The organism is Prevotella sp. LCP21S3_D2 (genome assembly GCF_052118345.1).
GTDB lineage: Bacteria > Bacteroidota > Bacteroidia > Bacteroidales > Bacteroidaceae > Prevotella.
Map to the genome: position 1 here is coordinate 48,780 of NZ_JBQKHJ010000018.1, position 26,423 is coordinate 75,202.

At 44.9% G+C, this 26,423-nt stretch carries 19 protein-coding genes and 1 pseudogene; 8 read left to right on the plus strand and 12 right to left on the minus strand.

What is annotated here, in order from left to right:
* Positions 1-68: 68 nt before the first annotated feature.
* Positions 69-1,355: a M18 family aminopeptidase gene (locus ACTQ16_RS11520; protein ID WP_441937498.1), complete on the plus strand. Its 1,287-nt coding sequence runs from the start codon at positions 69-71 to the stop codon at positions 1,353-1,355.
* Positions 1,356-1,491: 136 nt separating this feature from the next.
* Here the strand turns inward: ACTQ16_RS11520 and ACTQ16_RS11525 are convergent, their stop codons facing one another.
* The gene (locus ACTQ16_RS11525) at positions 1,492-2,724 is read right to left on the minus strand and encodes a RagB/SusD family nutrient uptake outer membrane protein (RefSeq protein ID WP_441937500.1); all 1,233 of its coding nucleotides are present in this window, start codon (positions 2,722-2,724) and stop codon (positions 1,492-1,494) included.
* A 253-nt stretch (positions 2,725-2,977) separates the two neighbouring features.
* On the opposite strand from ACTQ16_RS11525, the gene ACTQ16_RS11530 reads away from it, so the two are divergent.
* Positions 2,978-5,338 carry a TonB-dependent receptor gene (locus tag ACTQ16_RS11530; protein WP_441937502.1) on the plus strand — a complete coding sequence of 787 codons (2,361 nt, stop codon included), beginning with the start codon at positions 2,978-2,980 and terminating at the stop codon, positions 5,336-5,338.
* 42 nt (positions 5,339-5,380) lie between these two features.
* Positions 5,381-5,983 carry a nicotinamide riboside transporter PnuC gene (gene pnuC / locus ACTQ16_RS11535; protein ID WP_441937504.1) on the plus strand — a complete coding sequence of 201 codons (603 nt, stop codon included), beginning with the start codon at positions 5,381-5,383 and terminating at the stop codon, positions 5,981-5,983.
* Between the two features lie 130 nt (positions 5,984-6,113).
* Here the strand turns inward: pnuC and dnaA are convergent, their stop codons facing one another.
* The 5 genes and pseudogenes from dnaA to ACTQ16_RS11560 all read right to left on the minus strand — a co-directional run.
* Entirely contained in the window at positions 6,114-7,532 is a 1,419-nt protein-coding gene (dnaA, locus tag ACTQ16_RS11540) for a chromosomal replication initiator protein DnaA (RefSeq protein WP_294970547.1), read from the minus strand.
* Positions 7,533-7,843: 311 nt separating this feature from the next.
* Complete coding sequence (locus tag ACTQ16_RS11545) at positions 7,844-8,743, minus strand: MlaD family protein (protein WP_294970549.1); 900 nt, start codon at positions 8,741-8,743, stop codon at positions 7,844-7,846.
* A gap of 2 nt (positions 8,744-8,745) precedes the next feature.
* Positions 8,746-9,999, minus strand: coding sequence for an N-acetylmuramoyl-L-alanine amidase (locus tag ACTQ16_RS11550; RefSeq protein WP_441937505.1), 1,254 nt, complete (start codon positions 9,997-9,999; stop codon positions 8,746-8,748).
* Positions 10,000-10,053: 54 nt separating this feature from the next.
* Positions 10,054-10,431 carry a dihydroneopterin aldolase gene (folB, locus tag ACTQ16_RS11555; protein ID WP_441937507.1) on the minus strand — a complete coding sequence of 126 codons (378 nt, stop codon included), beginning with the start codon at positions 10,429-10,431 and terminating at the stop codon, positions 10,054-10,056.
* Positions 10,432-10,522: 91 nt separating this feature from the next.
* Positions 10,523-10,972, minus strand: a pseudogene (locus ACTQ16_RS11560) (adenosylcobalamin-dependent ribonucleoside-diphosphate reductase); the annotation flags it as partial.
* Between the two features lie 377 nt (positions 10,973-11,349).
* Here ACTQ16_RS11560 and ACTQ16_RS11565 point away from each other — a divergent pair.
* On the plus strand, positions 11,350-12,087 hold the full coding sequence (locus tag ACTQ16_RS11565; protein WP_441937509.1) for a nitroreductase family protein: 738 nt from the start codon (positions 11,350-11,352) through the stop codon (positions 12,085-12,087).
* Positions 12,088-12,190: 103 nt separating this feature from the next.
* On the opposite strand, the gene ACTQ16_RS11570 is transcribed toward ACTQ16_RS11565, so the two are convergent.
* From ACTQ16_RS11570 to ACTQ16_RS11595, 6 genes are all read right to left on the minus strand, one after another.
* Positions 12,191-13,651 carry an MFS transporter gene (locus ACTQ16_RS11570; protein ID WP_441937510.1) on the minus strand — a complete coding sequence of 487 codons (1,461 nt, stop codon included), beginning with the start codon at positions 13,649-13,651 and terminating at the stop codon, positions 12,191-12,193.
* Between the two features lie 110 nt (positions 13,652-13,761).
* Positions 13,762-14,727: a 5-dehydro-4-deoxy-D-glucuronate isomerase gene (gene kduI, locus ACTQ16_RS11575; RefSeq protein WP_153124438.1), complete on the minus strand. Its 966-nt coding sequence runs from the start codon at positions 14,725-14,727 to the stop codon at positions 13,762-13,764.
* A gap of 115 nt (positions 14,728-14,842) precedes the next feature.
* Positions 14,843-16,207 carry a PTS galactitol transporter subunit IIC gene (locus ACTQ16_RS11580; protein WP_441937512.1) on the minus strand — a complete coding sequence of 455 codons (1,365 nt, stop codon included), beginning with the start codon at positions 16,205-16,207 and terminating at the stop codon, positions 14,843-14,845.
* Between the two features lie 232 nt (positions 16,208-16,439).
* Positions 16,440-18,917 (minus strand): bifunctional UDP-N-acetylmuramoyl-tripeptide:D-alanyl-D-alanine ligase/alanine racemase, encoded by a 2,478-nt coding sequence (locus ACTQ16_RS11585; RefSeq protein WP_153124442.1) that lies wholly within the window; start codon positions 18,915-18,917, stop codon positions 16,440-16,442.
* Between the two features lie 28 nt (positions 18,918-18,945).
* Positions 18,946-19,767 carry a GSCFA domain-containing protein gene (locus ACTQ16_RS11590; protein ID WP_441931739.1) on the minus strand — a complete coding sequence of 274 codons (822 nt, stop codon included), beginning with the start codon at positions 19,765-19,767 and terminating at the stop codon, positions 18,946-18,948.
* A 13-nt stretch (positions 19,768-19,780) separates the two neighbouring features.
* Positions 19,781-22,288 (minus strand): YfhO family protein, encoded by a 2,508-nt coding sequence (locus ACTQ16_RS11595; protein WP_441937513.1) that lies wholly within the window; start codon positions 22,286-22,288, stop codon positions 19,781-19,783.
* 200 nt (positions 22,289-22,488) lie between these two features.
* Between ACTQ16_RS11595 and ACTQ16_RS11600 the strand changes: the two genes are divergently transcribed.
* From ACTQ16_RS11600 to ACTQ16_RS11615, 4 genes are all read left to right on the plus strand, one after another.
* Complete coding sequence (locus tag ACTQ16_RS11600; protein ID WP_295346776.1) at positions 22,489-23,166, plus strand: porin family protein; 678 nt, start codon at positions 22,489-22,491, stop codon at positions 23,164-23,166.
* Positions 23,167-23,301: 135 nt separating this feature from the next.
* Complete coding sequence (locus ACTQ16_RS11605) at positions 23,302-24,000, plus strand: 5'-methylthioadenosine/adenosylhomocysteine nucleosidase (RefSeq protein ID WP_294970829.1); 699 nt, start codon at positions 23,302-23,304, stop codon at positions 23,998-24,000.
* 26 nt (positions 24,001-24,026) lie between these two features.
* Positions 24,027-24,512 carry an S-ribosylhomocysteine lyase gene (locus tag ACTQ16_RS11610; RefSeq protein WP_153124453.1) on the plus strand — a complete coding sequence of 162 codons (486 nt, stop codon included), beginning with the start codon at positions 24,027-24,029 and terminating at the stop codon, positions 24,510-24,512.
* 267 nt (positions 24,513-24,779) lie between these two features.
* Complete coding sequence (locus tag ACTQ16_RS11615) at positions 24,780-26,297, plus strand: alpha-L-fucosidase (RefSeq protein ID WP_441937516.1); 1,518 nt, start codon at positions 24,780-24,782, stop codon at positions 26,295-26,297.
* Positions 26,298-26,423: the final 126 nt, after the last annotated feature.

The following is a 26,423-nucleotide window of genomic DNA, read 5'->3' on the forward strand; positions in this document are numbered from 1 at the left end:
ATAGAATAATGAGATAAAATGAAAAAAATCTATTATCTTTGCAACATATTAATATAAAGATATAGACTATGATCAAAAGATTATTATCCTTTCTAGACGCATCGCCAGTGAATTTCCTGGCAGTAAAGAATATCTCCAAGGAATTGGAGAAGAACGGGGTCCGCCGTATGAACCCACAGGAGCCTTTGGGCAAGATTGAAGCGGGTGAAAAGTTCTTCGTTACCAAGAACGACTCTTCCATCTACGCCTTCCAAATCGGAAAGAAGCCTTTGGCAGATGCTGGTTTCCACATGATCTGCGCCCACTGCGACTCGCCTACCTTCCGCATCAAGCCAAATGCTGAGATGCTTTGCGAGGGCGGTATCGTAAAACTGAATACCGAGGTTTATGGTGGTCCTATCATGTCAACCTGGTTCGACCGTCCGCTCACTTTGGCTGGTAGAGTTATCGTGAAGAGCGAGAATGCGATGAATCCCCAGACGCTCCTTCTTCATGTGAAGCGCCCATTGCTGCAGATCAGCAATCTCGCTATCCACTTCAACCGCCAGGTGAATGATGGTGTGAAGTTGAGCAAGCAGAAGGATGTACTTCCTATCCTCGGCATCATCAATGATGAACTGGAGAAGGGTAACCTCCTGATGAATGTGATAACCGACGAACTGAATATCCAGAAAGAGGATGTTCTTGATTTCGACCTCTATCTGGCTGATGCCACTCCAGCCTGCACCTTCGGTGTACACGATGAGTTTATCTCTTCAGGCAGACTCGATGACCTGTCTATGTGCTGGGCTGGTGTAGAGGCGATGATTGCATCTGATGCCAATGATACCACCCAGGTTCTCGCCATCTTCGATAATGAAGAAACGGGGTCTCAGACCAAACAGGGAGCCGGAAGTCCATTCCTTTCATATATGCTCCAGCGCATCGCCCTGGCACAGAGCCATACAGAAGAGGCTTATTATCAGGCAGTAGAGCGTGCCTTCATGATTTCAGCCGATAATGCGCATGCCTGGCATCCTAACTATAGCGAAAAATTCGACCCTACGAATCATCCTAAGTTGGGCGGTGGTCCGGTCATCAAGTTCAATGCAGCCCAGAAGTATGCGAGCGATGCTGTATCAGCAGCCATCTTCGCCAACATCTGCGATGCAGCCGGTGTACCATGCCAGCGCTTCGTAAACCACAGCGATGTAGCAGGTGGCAGCACATTGGGCAATATCCTCGCCTCTTCCATCCCATTGAAGGGTGTGGATATGGGCAATGCCATCCTCGCTATGCACAGTTGCCGCGAAACCGGTAGCGTTATCGACCACGAATATTGCGTGAAGGCTTTCACCAAGTTCTATCAGCTGTAATTCCTACAGGAAATTCAGTTGTAAACCAATTTGCTATCCAAAGGAAATAAAAAAATAAATCTAGCGACGCTGTGAAACGCTGCGTTGCTGGATTTATAAAAAATGCTATTCCAACCACACGGCGTTTCACTCACCATTAGTCATAACGCATTGTTTTATAAGCAGATGAACCTTCTTCTTCATATCCCTTGTTCTGTACCAACTTAGGATTTAAATCGATACATTTCTGAGGAATCGGGAAAACGGTGATATAACCGGACGATTTGCCTTTAAGATATGGATAGAGATTGAAGGCATCAGTAAACATACCAAAGCGGATAAGGTCCTGACGATGAATATCTTCTCTTGACAATACGGCAAGACGCTCTTCGAGGATACGATTGAGCGTAGCCCTATGGGCAGGCTTGCCTTGGCGGGCGCGAACCATATTCAGTTCGGTTCTGCCATCCTCACCATTACGGATATTTGCCTCTGACTTCATCAGCAAGACATCCGTATAACGGAACAGGAAACGCGCAACTGGGGTGCCGGTACGGCTAGGAAGCTCTGTACGGCTGTCGGTACTGCAGAATATCACATCCTCGTCCAAGGAATATCCCTCAGCAGCCAGAGCATCACAATAGTAAATACAGGTTTCCCACGCATTCAGCTTCTTGCTGCGATTCTCGCTCGCCTTGAGGTCATTCAGCAGGGAGGCACCATCGGCTGTCTGAACCATAAAATCAATATTACGACCCCTTGGACGCTTCTTATAACCCTTGGTCCAATCATCAAAAGTATAAATTTCTGCATTCAAAGCCATCTTTGCCAGCAGATAGTTGACCACCGGTTTCGTAATGCGACCGAAAAAACTGCCCTCCTTACCGCTATGCTGAGCGGAGAGATAAGGCAAAACCTGCTGTAACTCACTGAAAATAAACTGAAAGACCTCACTTCTCTTACTTTGGGAAGAAAGATAGACATCAGTAAAGGAAGCAGTGGAATCGGACTTTGCAGAGGCATAAATAGCAGATTCTTCCGAAGACAAAACCACCGGAATACGCCCAAACTTATCCATCGCCTCATAATAAAGCAAGGCTCTGATGGCTCGCACCTCAGCCTTCAACCGGTCTTTGTGGTCGGCAGTAATCAGCGAGGCGTTGTCATCAATAAAATCAAGGGAATGATTGGCAAGAGAAATACCCTGATAGATATATTCCCAGACATGGTAAAGCGGGTCGGCATAAGAAGTTTCCTGGCTATCCTTGTCCATATAATCATATAGGGGCGCTACGGCATTGGAATAAATTTCGGACACAGAACCATTGATAGCATCCTCGCTGAGCAGATTCTTCTGCTGCTCATTCTGACACGAAGAGAATGCTAGCATAGTCCCCAAAAAGAAGACCCAAAGGTTTAGACGACAAATATTCTTGACCATATCTTCGTTTTATTTAGGTTCAATACAATTACAGCTGCAAATATAATAAAAAAGAATGATATAAAGACTGAAACCTTGAAAAAACTTACGAAAATTTTGCGCTTTCGGTTATTATTGCTAACTTTGCATCCAGTTAGCAGAGCGCTGACGAAGGGGTAGCTTTACACGAATGCCCCTTATATAAAGGTTTTAATTTAAATAAATGAAAAGATTCAACGGGATCACACTCGGTGTAGCATTTTGCTCTTTGGCAAGCCAAGCTGCACTGGCACAGACAAAAATCGACACCTTGAAGGTGCAACATTTGAATGAAGTAATCGTAAAAGGCGTACGTGCCACAAAAGAAGCTCCATACGCCATTGCCAACATCAAGAAATCAGAACTCCAACAATTTTCCTCTACAGGTAAGGAATTGCCTTTCCTCCTTTCTCGCACACCAGGTATCCTGGCGTGGGGCGAAAATGGTATCGGAACCGGTACTACCTACATGCGTATCCGTGGTGCTGCAGGAAGCCGCATCAACGTGACACTCGATGGCGTGGCTCTCAATTCTCCTGAAGACCAGACCGTTTTCTGGGCTAACATGAACAGTTATGCTTCGCTCCTGGGCAGTGTTCAGGTGCAGCGTGGCGTAGGTTCTTCTACCAACGGCGATGGTGCTTTCGGCGGCAGCATCTCTATGGCTACAGCTGCTCCTTCGCTCACTCCTATGGCAGAAGTAACTGGTTCTTACGGCACTTACAACACTTACAATACGGGCGTCAGCTTCTCTACCGGACTGATGGGCAACCACCTGGTTTTTGACGGTGCTTATCATGAGACTGCCACAGATGGCTATATCGACGGAACAGACGGCAGATCCGGCTCTTACTATGGTGGACTGACCTGGTTAGGAGATAACTTCAAGATCAGCTATAAGAACATCGGCAACTTCGAGAAGACCGGACAGGCATGGAATGGCGTGTTGGGAGGCGACTACAATACCAACTTCACATTGATGGATGATGGAATACGCACATACAAGGATATGTACGAGGCTGGACTGGGGAAATTCAATGTCCTGACTGGCGATTTGGTGCGCAATGGAAAGGGCGATTATAACATCAAGCCATATACCCTCAGAAACGGCAACAAATGGGAGAAAACTACGGATAATTTCTATCAGAACCACAATATTCTCTCTGCAGCCTGGACTCCTAACAGCCACTGGAGCCACAACATCGCCCTGCACTATACCTATGGTTACGGCTACTACAAGGAGTTCAAGAATCAATATAAGTTTGCCAAGTTCGGACTAGTTTACAAGGATGCAGAGGGCAACAAGGTAAAGCTGTCTGACTTTATCCGCAAGAAGGGATTGACCCAGAACACCTACGGCATGGTATATAACACCAACTACAAGGATGAACACTGGGACGTAATCGGAGGCTTGAACCTCCAGCAGTTCCGTGGCAACCACTGGGGATATCTTACTTATATCGCCAATCAGGATGCAGAGAAGCAGTTCCTCGGCAGCAACGGCAAGTATAAGTACTATGATTCTGATGCCCACAAATACGACTACAGCGCCTTCATCAAGGCAAACTATCGCTTTGCAGACTACTGGAATGTATTCGCAGACCTGCAATACCGCCGTGTGGAATACAAGACTGATGGTATCAACGATAAGTTTATCGCTCAGAAAGACGGCAGCTACAAGAATCAGGAGTTGAACATCGACGAGAAATTCAATTTCTTCAATCCTAAGGCAGGTATCAGCTTCAACAAGGACGGTCATAAGGCTTACGCTTCCGTAGCTTACAGCAACCGTGAGCCGGAGCGCAACAACTATACCGACAACCTCAACTATCCTTTCCCTAAACAGGAGAAGTTACTCGATGTGGAATTCGGTTATCAGTATGAGGGAAGCAACTGGCATGCAGGTGCCAACTTCTACTACATGGATTACGACAACCAGCTTGCTCAAACCGGACAGTTGAGCGAAATCGGTGAGCCATTGACTACCAATATCAAAGATTCTTATCGCATGGGCGTTGAGTTGACAGCAGGTTGGGCACCATTGTCATGGTTGTCCTTGGAGGGAAATGCTGCTTTGAGCAAGAACAAAATCAAGGATTTCGATGAGTATGTAGATAATTGGGATGGTGATGCTTTGAAGATACACTACGACAATTCAACCTTGTCATATTCTCCATCAGCTATTCTGAATGGTTTCATCGACCTGCACTATGCCGGATTCTCAGCAACCTGGCACACCGACTTCGTAAGCAGTCAGTATCTCGACAATTCTGAGAGCAAAGACCGTTCATTGCCTTGCTATTCACAGAGCGACCTGAGCCTCAACTATCAGACAAATGTAGCTAAGAAGCTGGGAATCAAGCAGATGATTTTCGGTTTTGATATCAACAATATCTTCAACCGTCATTACGCAGCGAGCGGTTCCGTATGGTACAATGCGGTAAGTCAGAGTGCCGGTTACACTCAGGATCACCGCCTCAGTGCCATCAGCTATATTCCTATGGCAGGCATCACTGTAATGGGACATGTAACATTGAAGTTCTAATTATCACGGTTTCTAGAAAGTAGATTCAAAAACTAAAACATCATGATGGATTATATTGCATCACATGGTTTAGACATCTTTACCACGGTACTCGGCTTGATTTACATCTTGCTGGAGTACCGTGCCAGCATCTGGCTTTGGGCAGTGGGCATCATCATGCCGGCTCTGGATGTCTGGCTATACTGGAGCCATGGTCTTTATGGCGATGCAGGTATGGCAGTATATTATACGGTGGCAGCCGTCTATGGCTATGCTGTTTGGAAATTCGGCAAGAAACACAACCAGACAGAAGAAGAAGAGCTTCCGATCACTTATATGAAAAAATCGCTCTATCTCCCTACCGCTATTTTCTTTCTGGCAGCATGGGGAATCACCTATTATATTCTGATTACCTTTACCAACTCCACGGTACCATTGCAGGATAGCTTCACCAATGCCCTGAGCTTTGTGGGTCTGTGGGCCTTGGCACGGAAATACATAGAACAATGGTTCTTCTGGATTCTTGTAGATGCCGTTTGCTGCTATCTCTATATAGTAAAAGGTATCCCATTCAAGGCTGGGCTCTATGGTCTCTACGTCATCATCGCCGTAGCCGGATATTTCAAATGGAAAAAGATGATGAAAAAAGAGCAAAAAGAAAACTAATCATAAAGCTCAAAGTTTAAAGTTCAAAGCAAATAAACAGGAAAAGGAAGCCTGAGCATATACAAAAAGCTCGACTTCCTTTTATTTCATTTATATAAACAGAACCACTATACCAAGGTTCCGTGCATTTCTAACCTTTTTTTATCTTCAATCCGTTCTCAATACTATTGATTTCATCATTGAATGCAGCATCAACCTTCAATCGTTCTTCAACCTTGGAACAACTGTGGATAACTGTACTATGATCGCGATTACCAACGAGTTTGCCGATGCGTGAAGCAGGCATCTTGGTAAATTTCTGCGCCAAATACATAGTTACCTGTCGTGCCACCACATAATCACGCTTACGGCTCTTACTGTTCACAGCCGTAACAGTTACATTATAATGGTTACATACGGTCTCGACGATGTCATCAATTGTGAGTGGTTTATCATCTACCTTCACAGCACGCTTGATAACACGCTCAGCTAATCGGATATCAATATGACTGTTGTACACGATGCTATAAGCCAACAGACCATTGATAGCACCCTGCAAATCACGCACACTGCCATTGCAGGTCTGAGCAATAAAGGCCACAACATCATTAGGAATCTTCAAACCTTCGCGACGAACCTTGTTGCTGACAATATCTTCACACAACTCCACATTTGGCTTTTCAAGCTCACATACCAAGCCACAAGAGAAACGGGTAATCAAGCGGTCTGGCATATCCTTCAACTCCACCGGTGGACGGTCGCTCGCCAAGATAATGCGTTTGCCATTACGGAAGAGATGATTGAATATATGGAAGAAAGTGTTCAATGTCTTAGCCTTTCCTGCCCAATCCTGAATATCATCCACTATCAGAATATCAATAGACTGATAGAAATTGATGAAATCATTGCTGGAATTATGCAAGATAGCATCCGTATACTGAGTCTGGAAAAGACGGGCACTGACATAAAGCACACGCTTCTGAGGATATATCTGCTTTGCCTTCAAACCGATAGCATTCACCAAATGCGTCTTACCACTTCCCGATGGACCATAAATGAACATGGGGTTGAACTGAGTGGTATTAGGATGCTCAGCAATAGACAATCCCACAGAACGAGGCAACTTATTGCTCTCACCCTCGACATAATTATTGAATGTAAGCTTAGGATCGAGCTGGGTATCAATGTCATCCTGCTGAAGAGCCTCAGGAACGACACCTTGGGCTTGAGCCTGCTTCGCTTTTCTGTTGCGCTCAGCAACCTCTTCGTCAGCAGGATCAGCCTCTAAATCTTGTGCTATCTTATGTTCCTTATCGGTAACAACACGATAAGTGAGTCGGATTCCATCACCAAAATTGCGATGTAGCACCTTACTCAACAAGCCAACATAGTTCTGTTCCAAGTATTCGTAAACAAACGGACTTGGAACTTGCACCAACAAAGTCTTTGTCGATGGCTTGTACGACTCAAAGACTATTGGCTTAAACCATGTATTATATTGCTGCTCTGACACATTATCCTTTATAAGCAAAAGACTATTATCCCAAAGCGCTTTCGGACTTGCTAACATTGACTATTTTATATTAATTATTTTTTAGATATTGATTGTGTTCACACCACTAAAGATGCGAAATCAGTTGCAAAATTAAGAAAAAAAAAGGAGAACAGCAAATCTCCCCATTTAATTAATTTTAATACATTAAATGTAACCAGTTGATGCTCTGCATTTTACAGAGTTATCCACAATCGTTAATATTCTTGCAGTGAAACATTTATGTACCACCCCCGAAATAGCTAACAAACAAACAGTTTGGCAGTTATATCGGGGCGTGAAACATCTATTTTATTATTTAGATAATATTTATATAAGTAAAATCAAGTTTACTTATCTTTTTTTCCAAATATTGAGAAATGCACATAGCGCTTAGGATGCGCCTTCAGATCTATCATCAATGAATCTGCATGCCCCATGGTTGAGTTCAAATTCTCATAGAGTTGGGTATCATTCATCAACAAACCGAGAGTTCCCTTATTGCTATTCAGCTTCTCAGTAAACTGCTGTGCATTTTCCAAAGTAGCATTCACCTTGTTCAATGTCCCCTGTACATCCAAAGCAGCCAAATTGGCTGTCAATTTATGGGTATTATCGAGCACGCCATTCGCCTTACCAATCATACCTGGTATCTGCTTGTTCAAACCAGCCATCAAGGTATTCAACTCTCGAGTAGAAACTGTCAAGTTGCTGGTAATGGTCTCAGCGTTATGAAGTGTAGCTGCCAAAGCTGGGTCTGCCAGGAGAGCATTCACACTAGTCAAGATTGAATCGAGCTTAGGCAACATCTTTTCCATAACAGGAATAAGCTGCTCAGCCTTTCCCATGATACCTGCATTGATAGAGCCTGGAATAGTTCCACCTGGTTCAATACGCTCACGTGGATTATTAGCCAGGAGCAGGTTCACCTGAAGGTTGCCCATCATATCTTTAGAAATCTCAGCCTGACTACCAGCCGGAATCCTCAGATCCTTGACAATATCAGCCGTTACTCTGATAGGTCCGTTTTCCTTGTAGTCGTAACTGATGGCATCCACAGTACCCACCTTGTAACCATCCGCATAGATAGGCGTAGAAGCGCCCAATCCCTGAATGTTATCAAACGTCATATAATAGGCATTGTTGGTAGAAAACAGATTGATACCTTTCAGAAAATTAATTCCGAAATACATAATCAAAATACCTACAACAGCAACCAGCGCTATCTTTATTTCCTTTGTCAGTTTCATTTTTATCTATTTTTATTCTGCTTAAATTCACGTATCGCCTGATTTACATCATACTTTTGTCCACTTTTGAAAGCGATGATGAAAGCCTCAGGGAATTTTTCCTGCAAACTCTTACGCAAACGATATATCTCATTATAATTAGAAGAGGCACCCATGGTATACTTCACCAGATTACCTTCCCTGAATGATTCATAATCAGTCTCGCCCTTGAAATGGGCATCTCCCTTGCGCAGGATTCGGTCACTCACGAAGATTTGAAGCTTGAAAACAGGAGCATCCTTTGGCTCTGGCTTTTTCTGAGCTACTACTTTTTTCTGAACTTCAGCCTTTTTCTGAGGTTCAGTTCTCTTTAGAGCTTCTGTTTTTTTCAGAACTTCTACCTTCTTCTGAGCTTCATTTTTTCTCTGAGGTTCAACTTGATGTTGAGATTCTTGCTCCTTCAATTCCTCTACATCACCAGATTGTAATGGGCGATAAGGTACAGTGACCCTCTTATCATATTTATTTCGATATTGAGCAAAACCATCATAAATAGATTTCGCTATATCATTAACACGATCAGAATTATTGAGAATTCTTTCCTCATCAGGCGTTGTGATGAATCCCAACTCAATCAAGCAACTTGGCATAGATGTTTCACGCAACACCAGGAAACCTGCCTGATGCACCCCCTTGTCAGGACGATTGGCATTATCGCAAACCTTACGCTGAATCATTCTTGCCAACTCTACACTGCGCTCCATATTCTTGCCCTGAATGAATTCGAAGATGATATAACTCTCCGAAGATTTCGGGTCGAATCCCTGATAAGTCTGCTTATAGTCCTTCTCCATCGAAATTACAGAGTTCTCCCGCATAGCCACATCAAGATTATCCATGGCACGGTGCATACCGAGCGTATAGGTTTCAAATCCACGTGCTATCTTACCTGCAGGCAAAGCATTGGTATGCACAGAGATGAAAAGGTCTGCATTGGCACGATTAGCTATATTGGCACGTTCTATCAAAGAGACAAACTTATCTGTTTTACGTGTATAAATCACTCTTACCTCTGGCATATACTTCTCTACATATCTGCCGAATTGTAACGCCACAGACAGATTGACATTCTTTTCCATGGAAATAGCTCCACGCGCACCCGCATCATGACCACCATGTCCTGCATCTATCACAAGTGTAAAGTTTCTATTGGCAGCAAACGAAGTCATTGCCAACATCCACAATACCACCCATATCAGTGTTATTTTTTTATACATACTTTCTGATGACTTTGCAAAATTACTACTTTATTATCAGAAAACCTAAACTAACTAGTAAGTTTTATCATTTGTTAATACAACTTCAACTCCTGCACCGTCACAATCAGCTCCAAAAGGTGGATTCTCTTTAGTAATAGCCAGTTGTATTTGACGAATAGCGGAAAATTCAGAAAAGAGTCTTTTACCGATTCTTCCCGCTACATGTTCCAGCAGCTTACTTGGTATAGCCATCTCCTCTTTGATGATTTCATACAATTCTGCATAATTAATGGTAGCAGACAGTTCATCCGTTTCCATAGCATCAGTGAAATCATAATCTACGACTAGATTCACCACATAGTTGTTGCCGACAGTTCTCTCCTGCGGCAACACGCCATGATAAGCATGAAAACGAGCATTATTCAAATAAATCCTACTACTAACAGACATTGTTTAATTTAATAAATAGTTTAGTCTTCTGATTCAATAGACCTCAGCATTAAGCCTCTTCCTCCATGTCGTCGTCCCCCCTATCAAAGGCACTCCCATCATTGAGATATCTCTTGAGGGCTTTCTCTACACCTTTCTTCCAGGTATTGATACTATCCGAGGTAAGCTGAAGCTGATTCACAAGCTTGATTACATGCTCAATAGGCATTCGATAACGCAATACACCAGAAATCAACTTAGCATAATTCCAGTATTCAGGGTTGAACTTCTCACTAAGACCTTCAATAATCATCTTATAACCGCGCTTGTTGACAAACTGGAAGTCATAACGCTTCACACCATCCTCAAGAACGGTTTTCACGATTTTACCCTTAGTAACAGACTTAGGGAGCATGATTCCTTCATCCTCATCCTGCAAGCCGGTGAAGATTTCATAAGGATGTCCATTGAGCAATCCAACAAGAGCCACCCACTTTTCCTTATTATTCTGATATCTTACGACATCACATTCCAATTCTCTAGGACGCACTTCTACCACCTCTTCAGGTACATAAGGAATTTGAGTTTCCTCAGAAACTACTTTCAACAGCTGATCATGCATCTTGCTCCATTCAGCCGGACGCACTTCATATTGTTTATGAAGAGCAGCTAAATTGTTTTTCAACTCATCTAGCAAGACCTTTGTAGCCTCTTCAAAATTTGTATTTTCTTTATTCATTCTATCAAACGTTTAATATTATGGTGCAAAATTAAGATTTTATTTCTAAAATATGAAACGTTTTACCATATATTTCACTAAAAATATAAAAGATATGTACCATTTAGGAAAACTTTCACTAACTTTGCATCAAAATAGGGCTCTAAAACAACACGGAGCTACTATATATAATAAGGTATAATAACATAAATAGGAAAGTTATGACATCAATCAAGAACAGAACAAGCATTAGAAAATATTCAACGAAGGAAGTTTCTGACGAACTTCTGAATCAATTGCTGGAAGATGCAATGCGTACCCCAACCATGGGTAATCTTCAGCTTTACAGCGTTGTCATTACCCGTAGCGAGGAAGGCAAGAAGGCATTGGCTCCAGCTCATTTCAACCAGCCGATGGTGACAGGTGCTCCCGTTGTACTCACCATCTGTGCCGATTATCGTCGCACCACCCTATGGGCAGAAAACCGCAAGGGAACTCCTGGCTACGACAACATTCTCTCCTTCATGAATGCAGCCACAGATGCTCTCCTCTTCACCCAGACATTTACCAATCTGGCAGAAGAGGCTGGATTGGGTACTTGCTTTCTAGGTACAACGGTCTATATGCCAAAGATGATTATTGATACCTTGAAGCTTCCTAAGCTCGTAATGCCTGTAGCTACATTAGCCATCGGCTGGCCAGATGAAAATCCTGCACAAACCGACCGTCTGCCATTACGCAGCATCGTTCACTATGAGACCTTTGAAGATTACACTCCAGAAAAAATAGATGATTTCTATTCAGAAAAGGAATCTCTGGAAGAGAACAAGGAATTTGTCCGCATCAACAATGTAGAGACTCTCGCCCAAGTTTTCACAGACATCCGCTATACCAAGAAAGACTGTGAAGCGATGAGCGTAGGATTCCTGGATGCCCTCAAACAGCAAGGATTTATTTAAAAGTAAAAAAGTAAAAGGGTAAAAAGGTAAAAAAGCCTAGCGGAATGTTAGCCAGCGAGGTGCTTTTTTTTACCTTTTTACCCTTTTACTTTTTACCTTTTCATTATTCAACCACAATTGGCTTGTACTTAGGAACCAGTGCCTTCATGATGCACCAACCAACGAGGTAAGCAACACTACAGATGCAGAATACAATCATGTAAGCACCAGGCTTGCCGTCAAATCCCATGAAGCTGAAGGCAGAACCCTGCCCCTCTGCGTAGGTGAAGAGCATACCAGAACCCTTGTTGATAAGGAAAGAACCGATACCACCAGCCATTGCACCAATACCAGTGATTGTAGCAACAGTTGACTTAGGGAACATATCACCGATGGTAGAATAGAGGTTAGCTGACCAAGCCTGATGACCAGCACCGAGCAAACCAATGATAATAGCTGGCCACCATGCACTGTACTCACCCATAGGCTGAGCAATCAGACCAAGCAATGGGAAGCAAGCGAAGATCAACATCGCACGCATTCTACCGATATATGGATTCATACCCTTCTTGTCAACAAAGTAGGTTGGCAAGTAACCACCACCGATACTCAATACGGTTACAATCGCATAGAGAGTGAAGATAAGGGCAATACCCATACCAGAGTCAGAAGAGTAACCATACTGATCTGAGAAGTAAGCTGGAGCCCAGAAGAGGAAGAACCACCAAACACCATCAGTCATCAACTTACCAACGATGAATGACCATGTCTGACGATAGCTGAAACACTTGAGGAAGCCGATGGTCTTCTCCTCTTCAGTAGTCTCAGCATTCTCAGTCTCAACCTTCTCGAGATCTTCATCCTGTTCAATGTAAGCAAGCTCAGCCTTGTTCACATGCTTACTCTTTGATGGCTTCTCATAAAGCCATATCCAGAGACCCATCCATACATAACCGAGCACACCGATGATGATGAAAGCCCACTCCCAGCCCATGCTGCGAGCCAACAATGGAATTGTAGCTGGAGCTGCCAAGGCACCTACAGATGCACCACTATTGAAGATGGCAGTAGAGAAAGCACGGTCCTTCTTTGGGAAGTACTCTGCCGTTACCTTGATAGCAGCAGGGAAGTTTCCAGCCTCACCCACAGCAAGGATTAAACGGCAAGAGAGGAACAACCATACGCTGATGGTAGCAATTGCAACAGCTGCATCGCTACCAGCCTGTACCATGCGGAGTGCCTCGATAGAATCGTAACCCTCTATCTGCATAGCTACCCAACCGCAACCTGCATGCATAACGGCACCTGTTGACCAAACGAAGATGGCAATGAGATAACCTTTCTTGGTTCCCATCCAATCCACGAACTTACCAGCAAAGAGGTTAGCGATGGCATAGAAGATAGAGAAAAGACCAGTAATCGTACCGTAGTCGTCATCAGTCCAGTGGAATTCTGGAGCGATGAAGTCTTTCCATGTTAATGACAGAACCTGACGGTCCATGTAATTGACTGTGGTAGCAATGAAAAGCAATGCACAGATAACCCAACGGAAGTTGGACATTTTACTCGTTGAAATAGGACTCATTTGTCTAAGTTTTTAAGCGTTATTTTTATATTTATTATTTATTCCAGTTATTAGACGGCAAAGCCTGGCTTGTATCTTCAAGCCAGGTTATGCCAATATTTCTCACTCTATTATTCCAATGTAGGAATCTTCACTACCTGCATATCGTTATAGATAAGGTTTTCACCTGCCATACCCCATATAAAGGTATAGTTGCTGGTACCTGCTGCACAGTGGATAGACCACTCAGGAGCAATAACTGCCTGCTCGTTGTTCAACCAGATTGGACGTGTCTCCTGTGGTTCACCCATGACGTGGAGAATCTTCTGTCCCTCTGGTACATTATAATAAAGATAAGTCTCCATACGACGGAGATGAGTATGAGCAGGCATGGTATTCCATACAGAACCCTCCTTCAACTCTGTTACACCCATCTGCAGCTGGCAAGTACGAACGCCAGCCACACCATCGATAATCAACTGATGGATAACACGGTCATTGCTCTCCTTCAAGCTACCAGCCTTGATGTTGTTGGCATCCTTCAGAGTCACCTTCTTGTTTGGGAATGTCTGATGAGCGCAAGCACTGTTCATATAGAACTTAGCTGGCTTAGCTGCATCCTTGCTGCTTACCTCGATGTTCTTGGCACCACGACCTACATAGAGAGCCTCCTGGAAACCAAGAGTATATTTCTTGCCATCTACGGTAACAGTACCCTCACCACCGATGTTGATGATACCCAGTTCACGGTTGTCGAGCAAATTCTTCTGATCGTTTGGCTTATCTGTATAAAGAGGAGCGATAGAAGTCAGCTTCAAAGGAGCAGTTGTTGGCTCTGCACCACCAATAAGGAAACGGTCGAACATAGTGTATGTCCAGTTTACCTCACCTGGAGCGAATACCTTCTCGATAGCGAACTCGCTGCGAAGGCGGTCTGTTGTGTAATGCTTGGCATCCATTGGGTTGCTAGCATAACGAACGTTGTAGTTGGTGTAGGCATTTTCTGCCTTTACCTCGTATCCACACTTACCACACTGGCCAAAAGCCTGACTTGCTGTTAATACCATTGCTGCTAATATTAATGTTAATTTCTTCATAATTATCTTGTTTATTATTGATATTTTATCTTTAGGGGACCAGCGATGGAATCGCTGGGAACGGGGGTGCAAAGAGGGAGGAAGGGGTTAAGGTTCTTTTTACCCTTTTACCTTTTTACCCTTTTACCTTTCTCTCTTCCTTCACGATGCGCTGACGGTTGAGAACCAACAAGGCGATAGTGATGATGGTAAGCACACCCATACCGATGTATGAAAGCTTCACGCCACGATAGATGACCCATCCAAAGAGAGATGAAGCAAAATCGAGTGCACCACCCGAAAATCCGTCAGGAATATGAGCGGCATTATCACCAGTAGCTGCATAAACCTGATTGGCTGCCATTGTAAAGTCTGGAGCCATATCGGTTACAAAGTAGAGACCGATGATGAGGGCTATCAAACCAATGATAAGAGTCTTCACCACATTTCCCTTGGTGAATGGTAATATCATTGGAAAGAGGTAGAACATACCTGCCAATGATGCCAATGGCAAGAACTGGTTGCCTGGCAAGAATACAGCGATAGCCAGGATGACAGGAATCAGAATGACTGATACTACCAGGGTTGTAGGATGACCAATCACCAAGGCAGGACTCATACCGATGTGAACCTTCTTACCGTTGAACTTGGTCTTTACCAACTCCTGAGTCTTCTCAGAAATTGGCTTCAAACCATCGATAAACAAAGAGGTGATACGAGGAATCAGCTCCATCACTGCTCCCATGGTTACACCGAGGAAGAGAATCTTCTTGATATCGAGCTGTGCAGCCCAACCAATCAAGGCACCTACGATGACACCGAGAACCAATGGTTCGCCGAGCACGCCAAACTTCTTCTTCAATCCCTCTGCATCAACATCAAGCTTAGAGAAACCAGGAATCATATCCAGGAGTTTATTGAAGATGATAGCGAATGGCATGAAACTCTGGCAGAATGGCTGCGGAATAGAGATACCATCCAAATCGTAATACTTCTGGAACTTTTCTGCAGTGAAGTCTGCACATACCAATGTTATCATATAGCAGACGATGGCTGCAAAGTATCCCCAAAGCAAACTTTCACCCATTACGAAGTAAGCCACGGCACCGATAAATGCAAAGTGCCAGTAGTTCCAAAGATCGATGTTCACCGTACGGGTGGTTTTGGTTATCAACATCAGGAAGTTGACACCCAAGCAGATTGGGATAATCAGAGCACCCACTGCTGTATTATAAGCTACGGCAGCTGCTGCAGGCCAACCCATGTCAAACACGTTCAACTGTAGGTGATAGATGTCGGAGATAGCCTTCAGCGGGTCATTGAAGTTAGTAGTCAACAAAGCAGTGACCACACCCAAACCCACGAAACCCACACCTACGAAGAGTCCCGATTTCAACGCTTTTCCGAATTTCATGCCAATACATAGTCCTATAATCGTGAAGATGATAGGCATCATCACGCTTGCACCCAGACTGATGATATAGCTAAATACCTGTTCCATTATTACTTTTTGAATTTGTTAAATAGTTAAGAAAATACACCAAAAGTGCACCTCCACCTGTTTTTAGATGATTTGTTGGCTGCAAAGATACACTTTTTTCTTCATATTCAATACGTTTTGATGGAAAATATTACTTAAAAAAAAATCCCATCCGAGCTTTTCGGATGGGATTTATCGATTTTTATCCGTTTTTGCACGATTTATTGACGAATTGAACGTCGTTCTTCACTTCCTAGTCCTGATAATAAACTCTCTTCACTCGGTTGCTGATGGTAGTCAGAACTTCGTAAGGAATAGTTTCCAGAATATCGCTCAGCGTCTGAACAGGAAGATGCTCTCCGAAGATTTCCACAGAATCACCTTCCTTGCAGTCGATGCCTGTCACATCTATCATCGCCACATCCATACAGATGTTGCCTACATAATCAGCTTTCTGACCGTTGACAAGGCAATAAGCATGTCGATTGCCGAGTCGGCGGTTCAAGCCATCGGCATAACCGATAGGAATGGCTGCAATCACACTATCCTTATCAAGAATGGTCTTGCGACTGTAACCTACACTATCTCCCGCCTTCACATGGTGCATCTGCAGGATGGTAGTCTTCAGGGTACTCACGCAGTTGATTGTCTTATTGTTGCGGGAGTTGATTCCATAAAGTCCAAGACCTAGGCGGCACATGTCCAACTGGCGCTCCGGGAAATGCTCGATACCTGCAGAATTACAGATATGACGCAGAATTTTATGGTCGAAGGCAGCCTGCAACTGTTTGCTTCCCTTATCGAAGAGTTCAAACTGATGTGCAGAGAAGTCATCGAAGCTGTCATCATCACTTCCCACGAAGTGAGAGAACACAGAACGAGGGATAATGGCATTCTGATGCTTCAGCTTGCCGATCAATTCCTCCATATCGTTTTCCGGATCAAAGCCCATGCGGTGCATTCCTGTATCCAGCTTGATATGAACAGGGAATCCTGTTACTCCCTCCTTCTCTGCAGCCTTAATCAGTGCATCGAGCAAACGGAATGAGTAAACCTCTGGTTCCAAGTCATAATCGAACATGGTCTTGAAGGCGGTCATCTCCGGATTCATAATCATAATATTGCTGGTGATTCCGTTCTTGCGCAGGGTTACACCTTCATCGGCAACAGCCACAGCCAGATAATCTACACGGTGATCCTGCAAAGTCTTTGCTATTTCAACAGCTCCAGCTCCATAACCGTCAGCCTTAATCATGCAGACAAGCTTTGTCTCAGGCTTCATAAAGGCACGATAGTAATTCAAGTTGGCTACCACTGCATTCAAATTCACCTCAAGAGTGGTTTCATGCACCTTCTGAACCAGCAACTCGGTCAATTGGTCAAAACCGAACTGGCGAGCGCCCTTCAGCAGAATGACCTCATCACGCAAGGAAGCAAAGACCTCGCTGGCTATGAATTCCTCTACATCCTGGAAGAAGAACTTTTCAGAAATCTGAATAATATCATGCTGCTTGCAGAGTTCAGGACCAATACCGATGAATTTCACAACTCCACGCTTGCGGGCGAGATCGCTCACTTCTTTATATAGCGCCTCCGGAGTCTGGCCGCTCTGATAGATATCGCTCAATATCAAGGTATGACGGCGTCCACGATGATCCGGACGACGATTCATGAAGTCGAGAGCAATGTCAAGCGAATTGATGTCGCTGTTGTAACTGTCGTTGATAAGAGTACATCCGTGCTGTCCCACCTTCACTTCCAGTCTCATAGCCACTGGTTCGAGTTTCGCCATACGCTTATCAATATCCTCAGCAGAGACTCCGAGCTTAGAAGCCACCACAGCGCTGATGATAGAGTTCTGGATAGAAGCATCATCGATGAATGGGATGGAGAAACTATCCACCTCACCTTTATATATATAGGTGATGACGCTCACGCTCTGCTGCTTCTCGATGCTCTTGACAAAGAAAGGAGCCTCAGGATTCTTGAGCGACCAGAAGAGTTTTTCACCTTTATAATCAGGATATTCTGCCACCACCTTGGTAATCACCTCATTATCTCCATCATAAACCACGGTATCAGCATCATGGAAGAGGATGAGCTTCTCACGGCACTTCTCCTCCAGGGAAGAGAAGTTCTCCTGATGGGCAGAACCTAGATTGGTAAGAACAGCAATGGTAGGCTGGATGATGTCGCGGAGGGCAAGCATCTCACCTGGCTGACTGATACCAGCCTCGAACACGCCCACCTGAGTCTGTTCGTTCATTAACCAGACAGACAATGGCACACCTATCTGGGAATTGTAACTTCTAGGACTGCGGGTAACGAACATACTTGGTGAGAGCAGCTGATAGAGCCACTCCTTGACCATGGTCTTGCCGTTGGAACCCGTAATCCCCACGATAGGGATATTGAATTCATCACGATGACGCTCTGCCAGACGCTGCAAAGCCTCCAGCGTATTGACAACCTTCAGGAAGTTTGCCTCCGGATAATCAGAAGCGTACCCCTTAGGAACATCAGTCACCACAAAGTTTTTCACACCTCTGCGATACAGCTCAGGTATGTAGTTGTGACCATCATTACGCTCCGACTTGAGCGCAAAGAATAGAGTTTCCTCTGGGAAACAAAGTGAACGACTATCGGTCAGGATAAAACCGATGTTGGTATCATTGTCTCCATAGCGACGCGCACCTATCAGTGTGGTTACCTTTTCAATAGTATATGTCATTGTCTTAATACTTTAATGATTCTATATTTTATAAGAGAAGATACTTCTCCTCAAATTCTCTTTTCCTTTCTTCCGTCCTGGCGATGAACTTTTTGTGTTCCTCGCTATCAGGATTGAAGGGTTTATGCCCTAGCGCTTCCCGGATGGGTCTCCAGTCTTCCAGAAACTGCTCGGCTGCTTTTCCGAAGTATACTGTCCGGAATTTCTCCCAGATATACTCCACAGCCTGGTCGCTCGGATGCAGCATGTCTTCCTTGTAGAAGCGATAATCACGAAGTTCATCGTTCATGATTTCGTAAGCCGGGAAATAGCTCACCACTCCCGGATTCGCCTTTACCAGCTTATCGGCAGCCAACAGAAGCGTAGCCTTGGAAAGCTGACTTCCATGATAGCCATACTTGGCATATCGGATAGGACTCACCGTGATGATAACCTTCAAGCCACCGTCTGCTGATGAAGTTTGCTTTCTTTCTGCCTTCAGCAAATCTATCGCCTTTTGCAGATAGTCCGCACATTCATCCACGCTCAGTTCCCTTTCTTCGAAAAGACGCTGTGGGCGTTTCTGGCAGTTGTCCACTATTTCGCCCGTCTCCTTCAATATATACACATGGTTTGTCCCCAACGTAAAGACCGCAACCCGTGGATGAACATCCAGGCTCTTCTCCACCGTATGAAGAATACTAGCCGGATTATACATCACTCCGAAAGGATTCACCGTAGCCCGGAAGCGATTCTCTACAAATCTGCGCCCCAGATTATCGGCAAAGCAACTGCCCACAAAGAGCATTTGCTCTGCCGGCTGTATCTCAAAGTCAGCCTTAGGAATATCGATTTCTGTCCGAAACAGCATCTCTTCTACTCCTTTATTCCTTAACTACTTCAGTATTCTTCTTGCGTTTCTTGACTTCCACTCCTATACCTATTATAATAAGGAGCACAAGAACGCCATAACCTACGTATGCTACAGTCTCTGTATTCTTGAGCGACTGTGGATGGAAATCGAGTACCACCTTATGGTTACCCGGTTTCACATTGAGCGCACGGAGAATATAGTCTACTCTACCGAGTTCTACAGGCTCTCCATCTACGGTAGCAGACCAACCCGGATAGTAGATTTCAGAGAATACGATAACACCACCCTTGGTCGATTTCACCTCGTAAGTCAAGTTGTTTGGCTTATAGGCAGTCATCTTCACAACCGAAGTATCATCCTGCTTTACACTCTGATTCAGCTGCTCCTTGAACTTGGCATCAGCCACGGCTACATGACGGAGGTTCACCTTGCCCACGCCCTCGATTTCCTCGTTGGCATTGTTCACATACTTCACCTCGTCAACAAACCAGGCATTGCCGTAGGCGTATGGATTCTGAACAGGAACAGTCTGACCGCCCTGCAAAGGCATGATGAAGTACTTGGCATTCAGCATATTCAATACAGGGAAGATACTATCTCCATTCACCTTGGTCATATCACCGCCAGCCTCAGCCACAGCCTTCATTGTCTTCTGCATCTCAGGAGCGATGTGAGCATCAATCATCTCCTGATAACGGCGCAACTTAGCTGGATGATATCCACCGATACTCTTATGATAATAAGAAGTCTCGTTCTCATTGAAGGTATTCGATGCGAGATTGAGCACACGATAGTCGAGTGCCTTATCGCGACAGATAATCTTATCGGTCTCTGTCATCTGCTGAGGAGCATCACGCTCTACCTTGTCCACGAACATATCGTCATAGAGATAACGCTTGTTCACCATCCACATGTCCACGAGACAGAGCACGGCGATACCGGCAATCATGAATTCTGCACCGAGCTTCTTCATCTTATAAAGCAGCAGGAAGGCTGAACCGATAACGATAATCCAGAACGAACGCCAGCAATCAGAAGTAAAAATACTCTTGCGAATCTCTACCAGATTGCTGATAATAGGACCCTGATATTCAGCAGGCAACTGCTGCAACGCCTGAGTCTCCTGGGCTGAGACGAAATCAGGGAAGAATACGCTCGGCATGATGGCAAAGAGCAAGCAGAAACCTGCAGTCAGACCAAAGCTGGCGTATACATATTTAATTTTAGAAGTCAGCACTTCCGGTTCATCCACAATCTTCTTCAACGCCATCATCGCCAGCAGCGGAATGGTAAACTCGGCGATAACGAGGATGGAAGCCACCGTTCGGAACTTGGCATACATCGGAATATAATCCAGGAAGAAATTGGTGAACGGCATGAAGTTTCTACCCCATGAGAGCAGGATGCTCAGAATGGTGGCAGCGAGCAAAGCCCACTTCATCGGACCCTTTACGATAAACAGCCCAAGGATAAAGAGCATACATACGAATGCTCCAACATATACCGGACCGCTGGTACCAGGCTGATTACCCCAATACTGACCCAGCTGCTGATAAATCTGAACAAAGTTAGGGTCTGCCTTCTCCATTGCCTTCTCGTTTTGGGCAAGAGGCACGGAAGCACCGCCCTTGGCATCTGGAACCAGGAGCGTCCAAGTCTCGTCAATACCATAACTCCACTGAGTGATATAGTCTCTATCCAGACCGCTACTGGTCTGATTAGCAGAGTTTTTCTTGACCAGTTCACTCTTTCCGCGCATGGTTTCCTGACCATACTGCCAGGTATGATAAAGGTTGGACAGGTTGAGCGAGATACCGATGAGGGCACCCACTGCGCATACCGCTGTAGCCTTGCCAAAACGAGCCAGCTGCTTCTTCTGAATGGCTTCTACCAGGAAGGCAATCACCATGAAGAGGATGATGAAGAGATAGTAATAAGTCATCTGCACGTGGTTGGCGTTCACCTCGAAAGCCGAGAAGATGGCTGTCAGGAGCAAACCTTTCAGATACTTGCCGCGATAAGCCAGCACCACTCCCGCAATCATAGGAGGCAGATAAGCCAGTGCCCATACCTTCCAGATATGACCGGCTGCGATAATGATAAAGAAGTAGGACGAGAATGCCCAGATGATACTACCCAATGCCGCCAGCGATTGTCGGAAATCGAAAGCACGCAACATGATGTAGAAGCCAAGAAGATATACGAATACATACCATACATAATCTGGCAGCCACAGGTGATAAGCCTTAGTTACCTGGTCGAGCACCTTGGTACTGCCATACGAAGGCGACATCTGATAAGTTGGCATTCCGCCGAATACAGAGTTGGTCCAGCGAGTAGTCTCGCCAGTCTGCTGCTGGTAAAGTTCCTTCTCATGTCCCAGTCCCTTGCTTGCCGCAGAGTCATGACGGAACAGGATTCGTCCGTCCATGTCAGCTGGCATGAAGTAGGCGAAGGAGATTACCGCAAAAATAATTACTACCAGAATATCCAGTAGATACTTCTTCAAAAATTTCATATTTTCTATAAACGTTTATAATTTTGGGGACAAAGTTAGCACAAATCGAAGACACTACAAAATAAAAGAAGAAACTTTTTACTTTTTTTATCGAAGAAAAGTCACAATAGGGGTTTCCCCCTAACTTTTAGGGAAACTATCTTGGTTTATCTGCCGATAAGCCATACCTTTGCATCCATAAACATAAAATGAGTAAGATTATGAAAAAAATCGTATTTATCTTGATGGCGATGCTGATGGCAGTCATCCCATCTACTGCACAGAATTACAAGCACAGTAAATATTATAACCAGAAGACGGGGCATCTCGACTATGGATTCAACAATAAGGGCGTCGATACCTATTACGGCATCCGCATCGGACCCGGATTCTCATACATCACTTCTGACGACAGCCGTCTCGATGGTGGCGACTGGCAGACAGGTCTCAACGTAGGTGTTGTAGCCGGCTTCCCGCTTACCTATTCTGACCCACTCTATCTGGAGACTGGTCTCTATTATATAGAAAAAGGTGGAAAGAAATCCTTAGGCGGAGGCAAGAAGATGACCTACGACCTCAACTATCTGGAGATTCCGGTAGTAGTAAAATATAAATATGAGATAGATGATGACTTAACCATAGAGCCGTTTGCCGGTGGATATTTTGCAGCAGGCGTGGGTGGCAAGATCAAGAACTTTGCTGAGCGCGAGGCTCAGAGTTCATTCCGAAGCAACAACTTCCGTCGCCTGGATGGCGGTCTCCGCATCGGTTGCGGTATCGGCTACGACATGTTCTATGCCGACCTCACCTACGACCTCGGTCTTGCCAACATCTGCCACGATACATTTGACAAGGCACGCAACAGAGCCGTCATGCTCAATTTTGGCGTAAATTTCTAACAGAAGAAAACAACCATACGTTTTGTAGTTAAAACTTGATATACATTTCCCTGCCTGTTATAAAATATAGGTGGGGAATTGTTCTTTTATGGGATTTATTTTGTAACTTTGCACCCAAATTTGAAATAAATCAGTATGAGAATAGGAATTATCGTTGCGATGGACAAGGAGTTCACGCAGCTCAAGACATTATTGACAGAATCGCAGACAGAGCGAAAGAATCATAAGGACTTCGTCATCGGAAAAATCGGCGAGAACGAGGTGGTGATGCAGCAGTGTGGCATTGGAAAGGTGAACAGCGCCATCGGAGCTGTGGAAATGATTGATAATTATCACCCGGACCTCGTGATTTCTTCGGGAGTGGCTGGCGGTGCAGACATCAACCTCAATGTTACTGAAGTAGTAGTGGCAACCAACTGTGTTTATCACGATGCCTACTGCGGTGATGAATGCGAGTTTGGACAGATTCTCGGTATGCCAGCCACCTTCAAGACTCCAAAGGAGTATGTGGAGAAAGCACTTGCCATCAATGAACTGCCCGCCAACCAGCATCCGAAGATTCATGCCGGACAGATTGTTAGCGGCGAATGGTTTGTAGACAGCAAGGAGAAGATGCGCTCCATCCTGGAACATTTCCCTCATGCCATGGCTGTGGATATGGAAAGCTGCTCTATCGCACAGACCTGCCACATCTACAAGACTCCTTTCATCTCCTTCCGCATCATCAGCGATGTGCCACTGAAGGACACTAAGGCACAGCAGTACTTCGACTTCTGGGCTAAGATGGCAGAAGGCTCATTCAATGTCACCAAGGCTTTCCTCGAAAGTCTGTAAACTATAAATTGTAAATTATAAACTATATGAATAAGATTCCAAGTTTCACAATCAATCATAACAAGTTGCTCCGCGGCATCTACGTAAGCCGCAAGGACGAGGTAGGCGGAGAAGTAGTCACCACTTTCGATATCCGCATGAAGGTGCCTAACCAGGAGCCTTGTCTCCACAACGGTGCCATCCATACCATCGAGCACCTGGCTGCCACTTACCTGCGTAACGACGAGGAGTGGAAAGACCGCATCATCTATTGGGGACCAATGGGATGCCTTACCGGCAACTACCTCCTCATCCGTGGCGATCTGGAGAGCAAGGACATCGTAGAACTGATGAAGCGTACCTTCCAGTTCATTGCCGATTTCGAAGGCGAAATTCCTGGACAGGCAGCCAAGGATTGCGGCAACTATCTGCTCCACGACCTGCCTATGGCTAAGTACGAATCGAAGAAATATCTCGAAGAGGTGCTCAACTGTATCACAGAAGCTAACTTGATTTATCCTACACAGGATTAATCATATATGAACGCCCGCAACCACAAATTGCGGGCGTTTATATTTAATTAACCAGAAAAGTTTTGAAACTTTTCCGAAAACTCATATCTTTGCATAAGATAAGCTACACTCGGCAATTTGAAAGCTAGCTTTCATTGCGCTCGTTTGCATTATCTTTGCAAAAGATAATATATATATTAACGACAATAACCAATAACGACAATAACTAACAATTATCAACTTCTTTTTGTGGCAAGAATAAAGTGTATCGATTTTAATACAACAACCATGAACATCAAAAAAGTTTTGTTTGGAGTGACCTTCATCATGTCTACCATGGCTGGCCACTCTCAGAGTGTATTCCAAGTTAAGCAGCAGTCGTTGCCTAATCCGGACAACGAGCCTACAGCTGTGTTCCCTGTTCCTAGCGATCGCCAGATAAAATGGCAGGAGACAGAATTCTATGCCTTCTTCCATTACGGAATGAACACCTATACCAACAGAGAATGGGGCTTGGGAAGTGAAGACGTAACCCTTTTTGCACCTACCAAGAAGCCTAACCCTACTCAATGGCTCAAGGCTGTAAAGGCTGCTGGCATGAAGGGCGGTATAGCTGTAGTCAAGCATCATGACGGTTTCTGCCTCTGGCCTACATCTACTACTGACCATTCCATCGTCAATGCCGGCAATGAGAACGGTAAGACCACCAACATTCCACGCGACTTTGCCAAGGCTGCCCGAAGCTTGGGAATGAAGTATGGTTTCTATGTTTCTCCATGGGACAGAAACAGCAAATACTACGGCACAGAGAAATATGTCAACGACGTTTTCCTCCGCCAGTGCGCTGAATTGGCTCAGTATGGTAAAGACCAGTTCGAAATGTGGTTCGACGGTGCCAACGGTGGCGACGGATACTACGGCGGACGCAATACCACCGTCAATGTAGACCGTTCTACCTATTATGACATTCCTAACCTCAGAGATTCTATCCACAAGGTTTGCCCAGACATCATCCTCTGGGGGGTGGGCGCTGAATCAAGATGGATTGGTAACGAGGCAGGATGGGCTGGCGAAACAAACTGGCTCACCGACGAAAGAGGTTATGCTCCTGAAAGCAACGGTATGTATGGTACCGAAGACGGATGGCAGTGGGACCCGGGAGAGAGCGATGCCAAACTTACTGACAAGGGATGGTTCTGGCACGAGGGCGAGAAGCCTCTCTCTGTAGAGCGACTCTTCCAGATGTATCTGGAGACTGTAGGTAGAAATGCTACCTTGATTCTCAACTGCCCTCCAGACAAGAGTGGTCAGTTGCCAGAGATTGACGTCCGTGTCCTCAAGGATATGGGCAACATGATTCGTGCCCGTCTGGGCAAGGACCTGGCACAGAAGGCAAAGGTTACTGTAAGCAACACCCGAAAGGCTGGTGCCAACCGCAACTATGCAGCCAAGAACCTGACCGATAACAACAAGAATTCCTATTGGGCTACTGATGATGGCGTGAAGCAGGCTACCATCACCTTCAACTGGGACAAGCCTCAGACCGTTCGCTATGTGGATATGATGGAGTACATCCGCAAGGGTCAGCGAGTAAGAAAGTTCCATATCGAAATCTCTGAAGACGGAAAGACATGGAAACCTATCGCAGAGAAGTGCACCACCACAACCATCGGATACAAGCGCATCATCCCGTTGAACGGCAGCACATCCGACAGCTACGGCAAGGGTTATCAGGTGAAAGGCCTGAAGGTTGTCATCGACGACAGCAAGGCTTGCCCATTGTTACATTCCATAAAAGTATTTTAAACTTTGACTCTACACCCTAAAATCCGCAAGCAATCTCAATGACAATCTCAATTGCAGTAAAGAGCTTGAACACTATGCATCATGATAGTATGAGCGTGAATTTTGTCCGATTTGTGCACACCATCC

Bases quoted from the DNA above. Each gene is read 5' to 3' on its own strand.
- ACTQ16_RS11520 (WP_441937498.1), top strand. From the start codon at position 69: ATGATCAAAAGATTATTATCCTTTCTAGACGCATCGCCAGTGAATTTC.
- ACTQ16_RS11525 (WP_441937500.1), bottom strand. From the start codon at position 2,724: ATGCTAGCATTCTCTTCGTGTCAGAATGAGCAGCAGAAGAATCTGCTC.
- ACTQ16_RS11530 (WP_441937502.1), top strand. From the start codon at position 2,978: ATGAAAAGATTCAACGGGATCACACTCGGTGTAGCATTTTGCTCTTTG.
- pnuC (WP_441937504.1), top strand. From the start codon at position 5,381: ATGATGGATTATATTGCATCACATGGTTTAGACATCTTTACCACGGTA.
- dnaA (WP_294970547.1), bottom strand. From the start codon at position 7,532: ATGTTAGCAAGTCCGAAAGCGCTTTGGGATAATAGTCTTTTGCTTATA.
- ACTQ16_RS11545 (WP_294970549.1), bottom strand. From the start codon at position 8,743: ATGAAACTGACAAAGGAAATAAAGATAGCGCTGGTTGCTGTTGTAGGT.
- ACTQ16_RS11550 (WP_441937505.1), bottom strand. From the start codon at position 9,999: ATGTATAAAAAAATAACACTGATATGGGTGGTATTGTGGATGTTGGCA.
- folB (WP_441937507.1), bottom strand. From the start codon at position 10,431: ATGTCTGTTAGTAGTAGGATTTATTTGAATAATGCTCGTTTTCATGCT.
- ACTQ16_RS11565 (WP_441937509.1), top strand. From the start codon at position 11,350: ATGACATCAATCAAGAACAGAACAAGCATTAGAAAATATTCAACGAAG.
- ACTQ16_RS11570 (WP_441937510.1), bottom strand. From the start codon at position 13,651: ATGAGTCCTATTTCAACGAGTAAAATGTCCAACTTCCGTTGGGTTATC.
- kduI (WP_153124438.1), bottom strand. From the start codon at position 14,727: ATGAAGAAATTAACATTAATATTAGCAGCAATGGTATTAACAGCAAGT.
- ACTQ16_RS11580 (WP_441937512.1), bottom strand. From the start codon at position 16,207: ATGGAACAGGTATTTAGCTATATCATCAGTCTGGGTGCAAGCGTGATG.
- ACTQ16_RS11585 (WP_153124442.1), bottom strand. From the start codon at position 18,917: ATGACATATACTATTGAAAAGGTAACCACACTGATAGGTGCGCGTCGC.
- ACTQ16_RS11590 (WP_441931739.1), bottom strand. From the start codon at position 19,767: ATGCTGTTTCGGACAGAAATCGATATTCCTAAGGCTGACTTTGAGATA.
- ACTQ16_RS11595 (WP_441937513.1), bottom strand. From the start codon at position 22,288: ATGAAATTTTTGAAGAAGTATCTACTGGATATTCTGGTAGTAATTATT.
- ACTQ16_RS11600 (WP_295346776.1), top strand. From the start codon at position 22,489: ATGAAAAAAATCGTATTTATCTTGATGGCGATGCTGATGGCAGTCATC.
- ACTQ16_RS11605 (WP_294970829.1), top strand. From the start codon at position 23,302: ATGAGAATAGGAATTATCGTTGCGATGGACAAGGAGTTCACGCAGCTC.
- ACTQ16_RS11610 (WP_153124453.1), top strand. From the start codon at position 24,027: ATGAATAAGATTCCAAGTTTCACAATCAATCATAACAAGTTGCTCCGC.
- ACTQ16_RS11615 (WP_441937516.1), top strand. From the start codon at position 24,780: ATGAACATCAAAAAAGTTTTGTTTGGAGTGACCTTCATCATGTCTACC.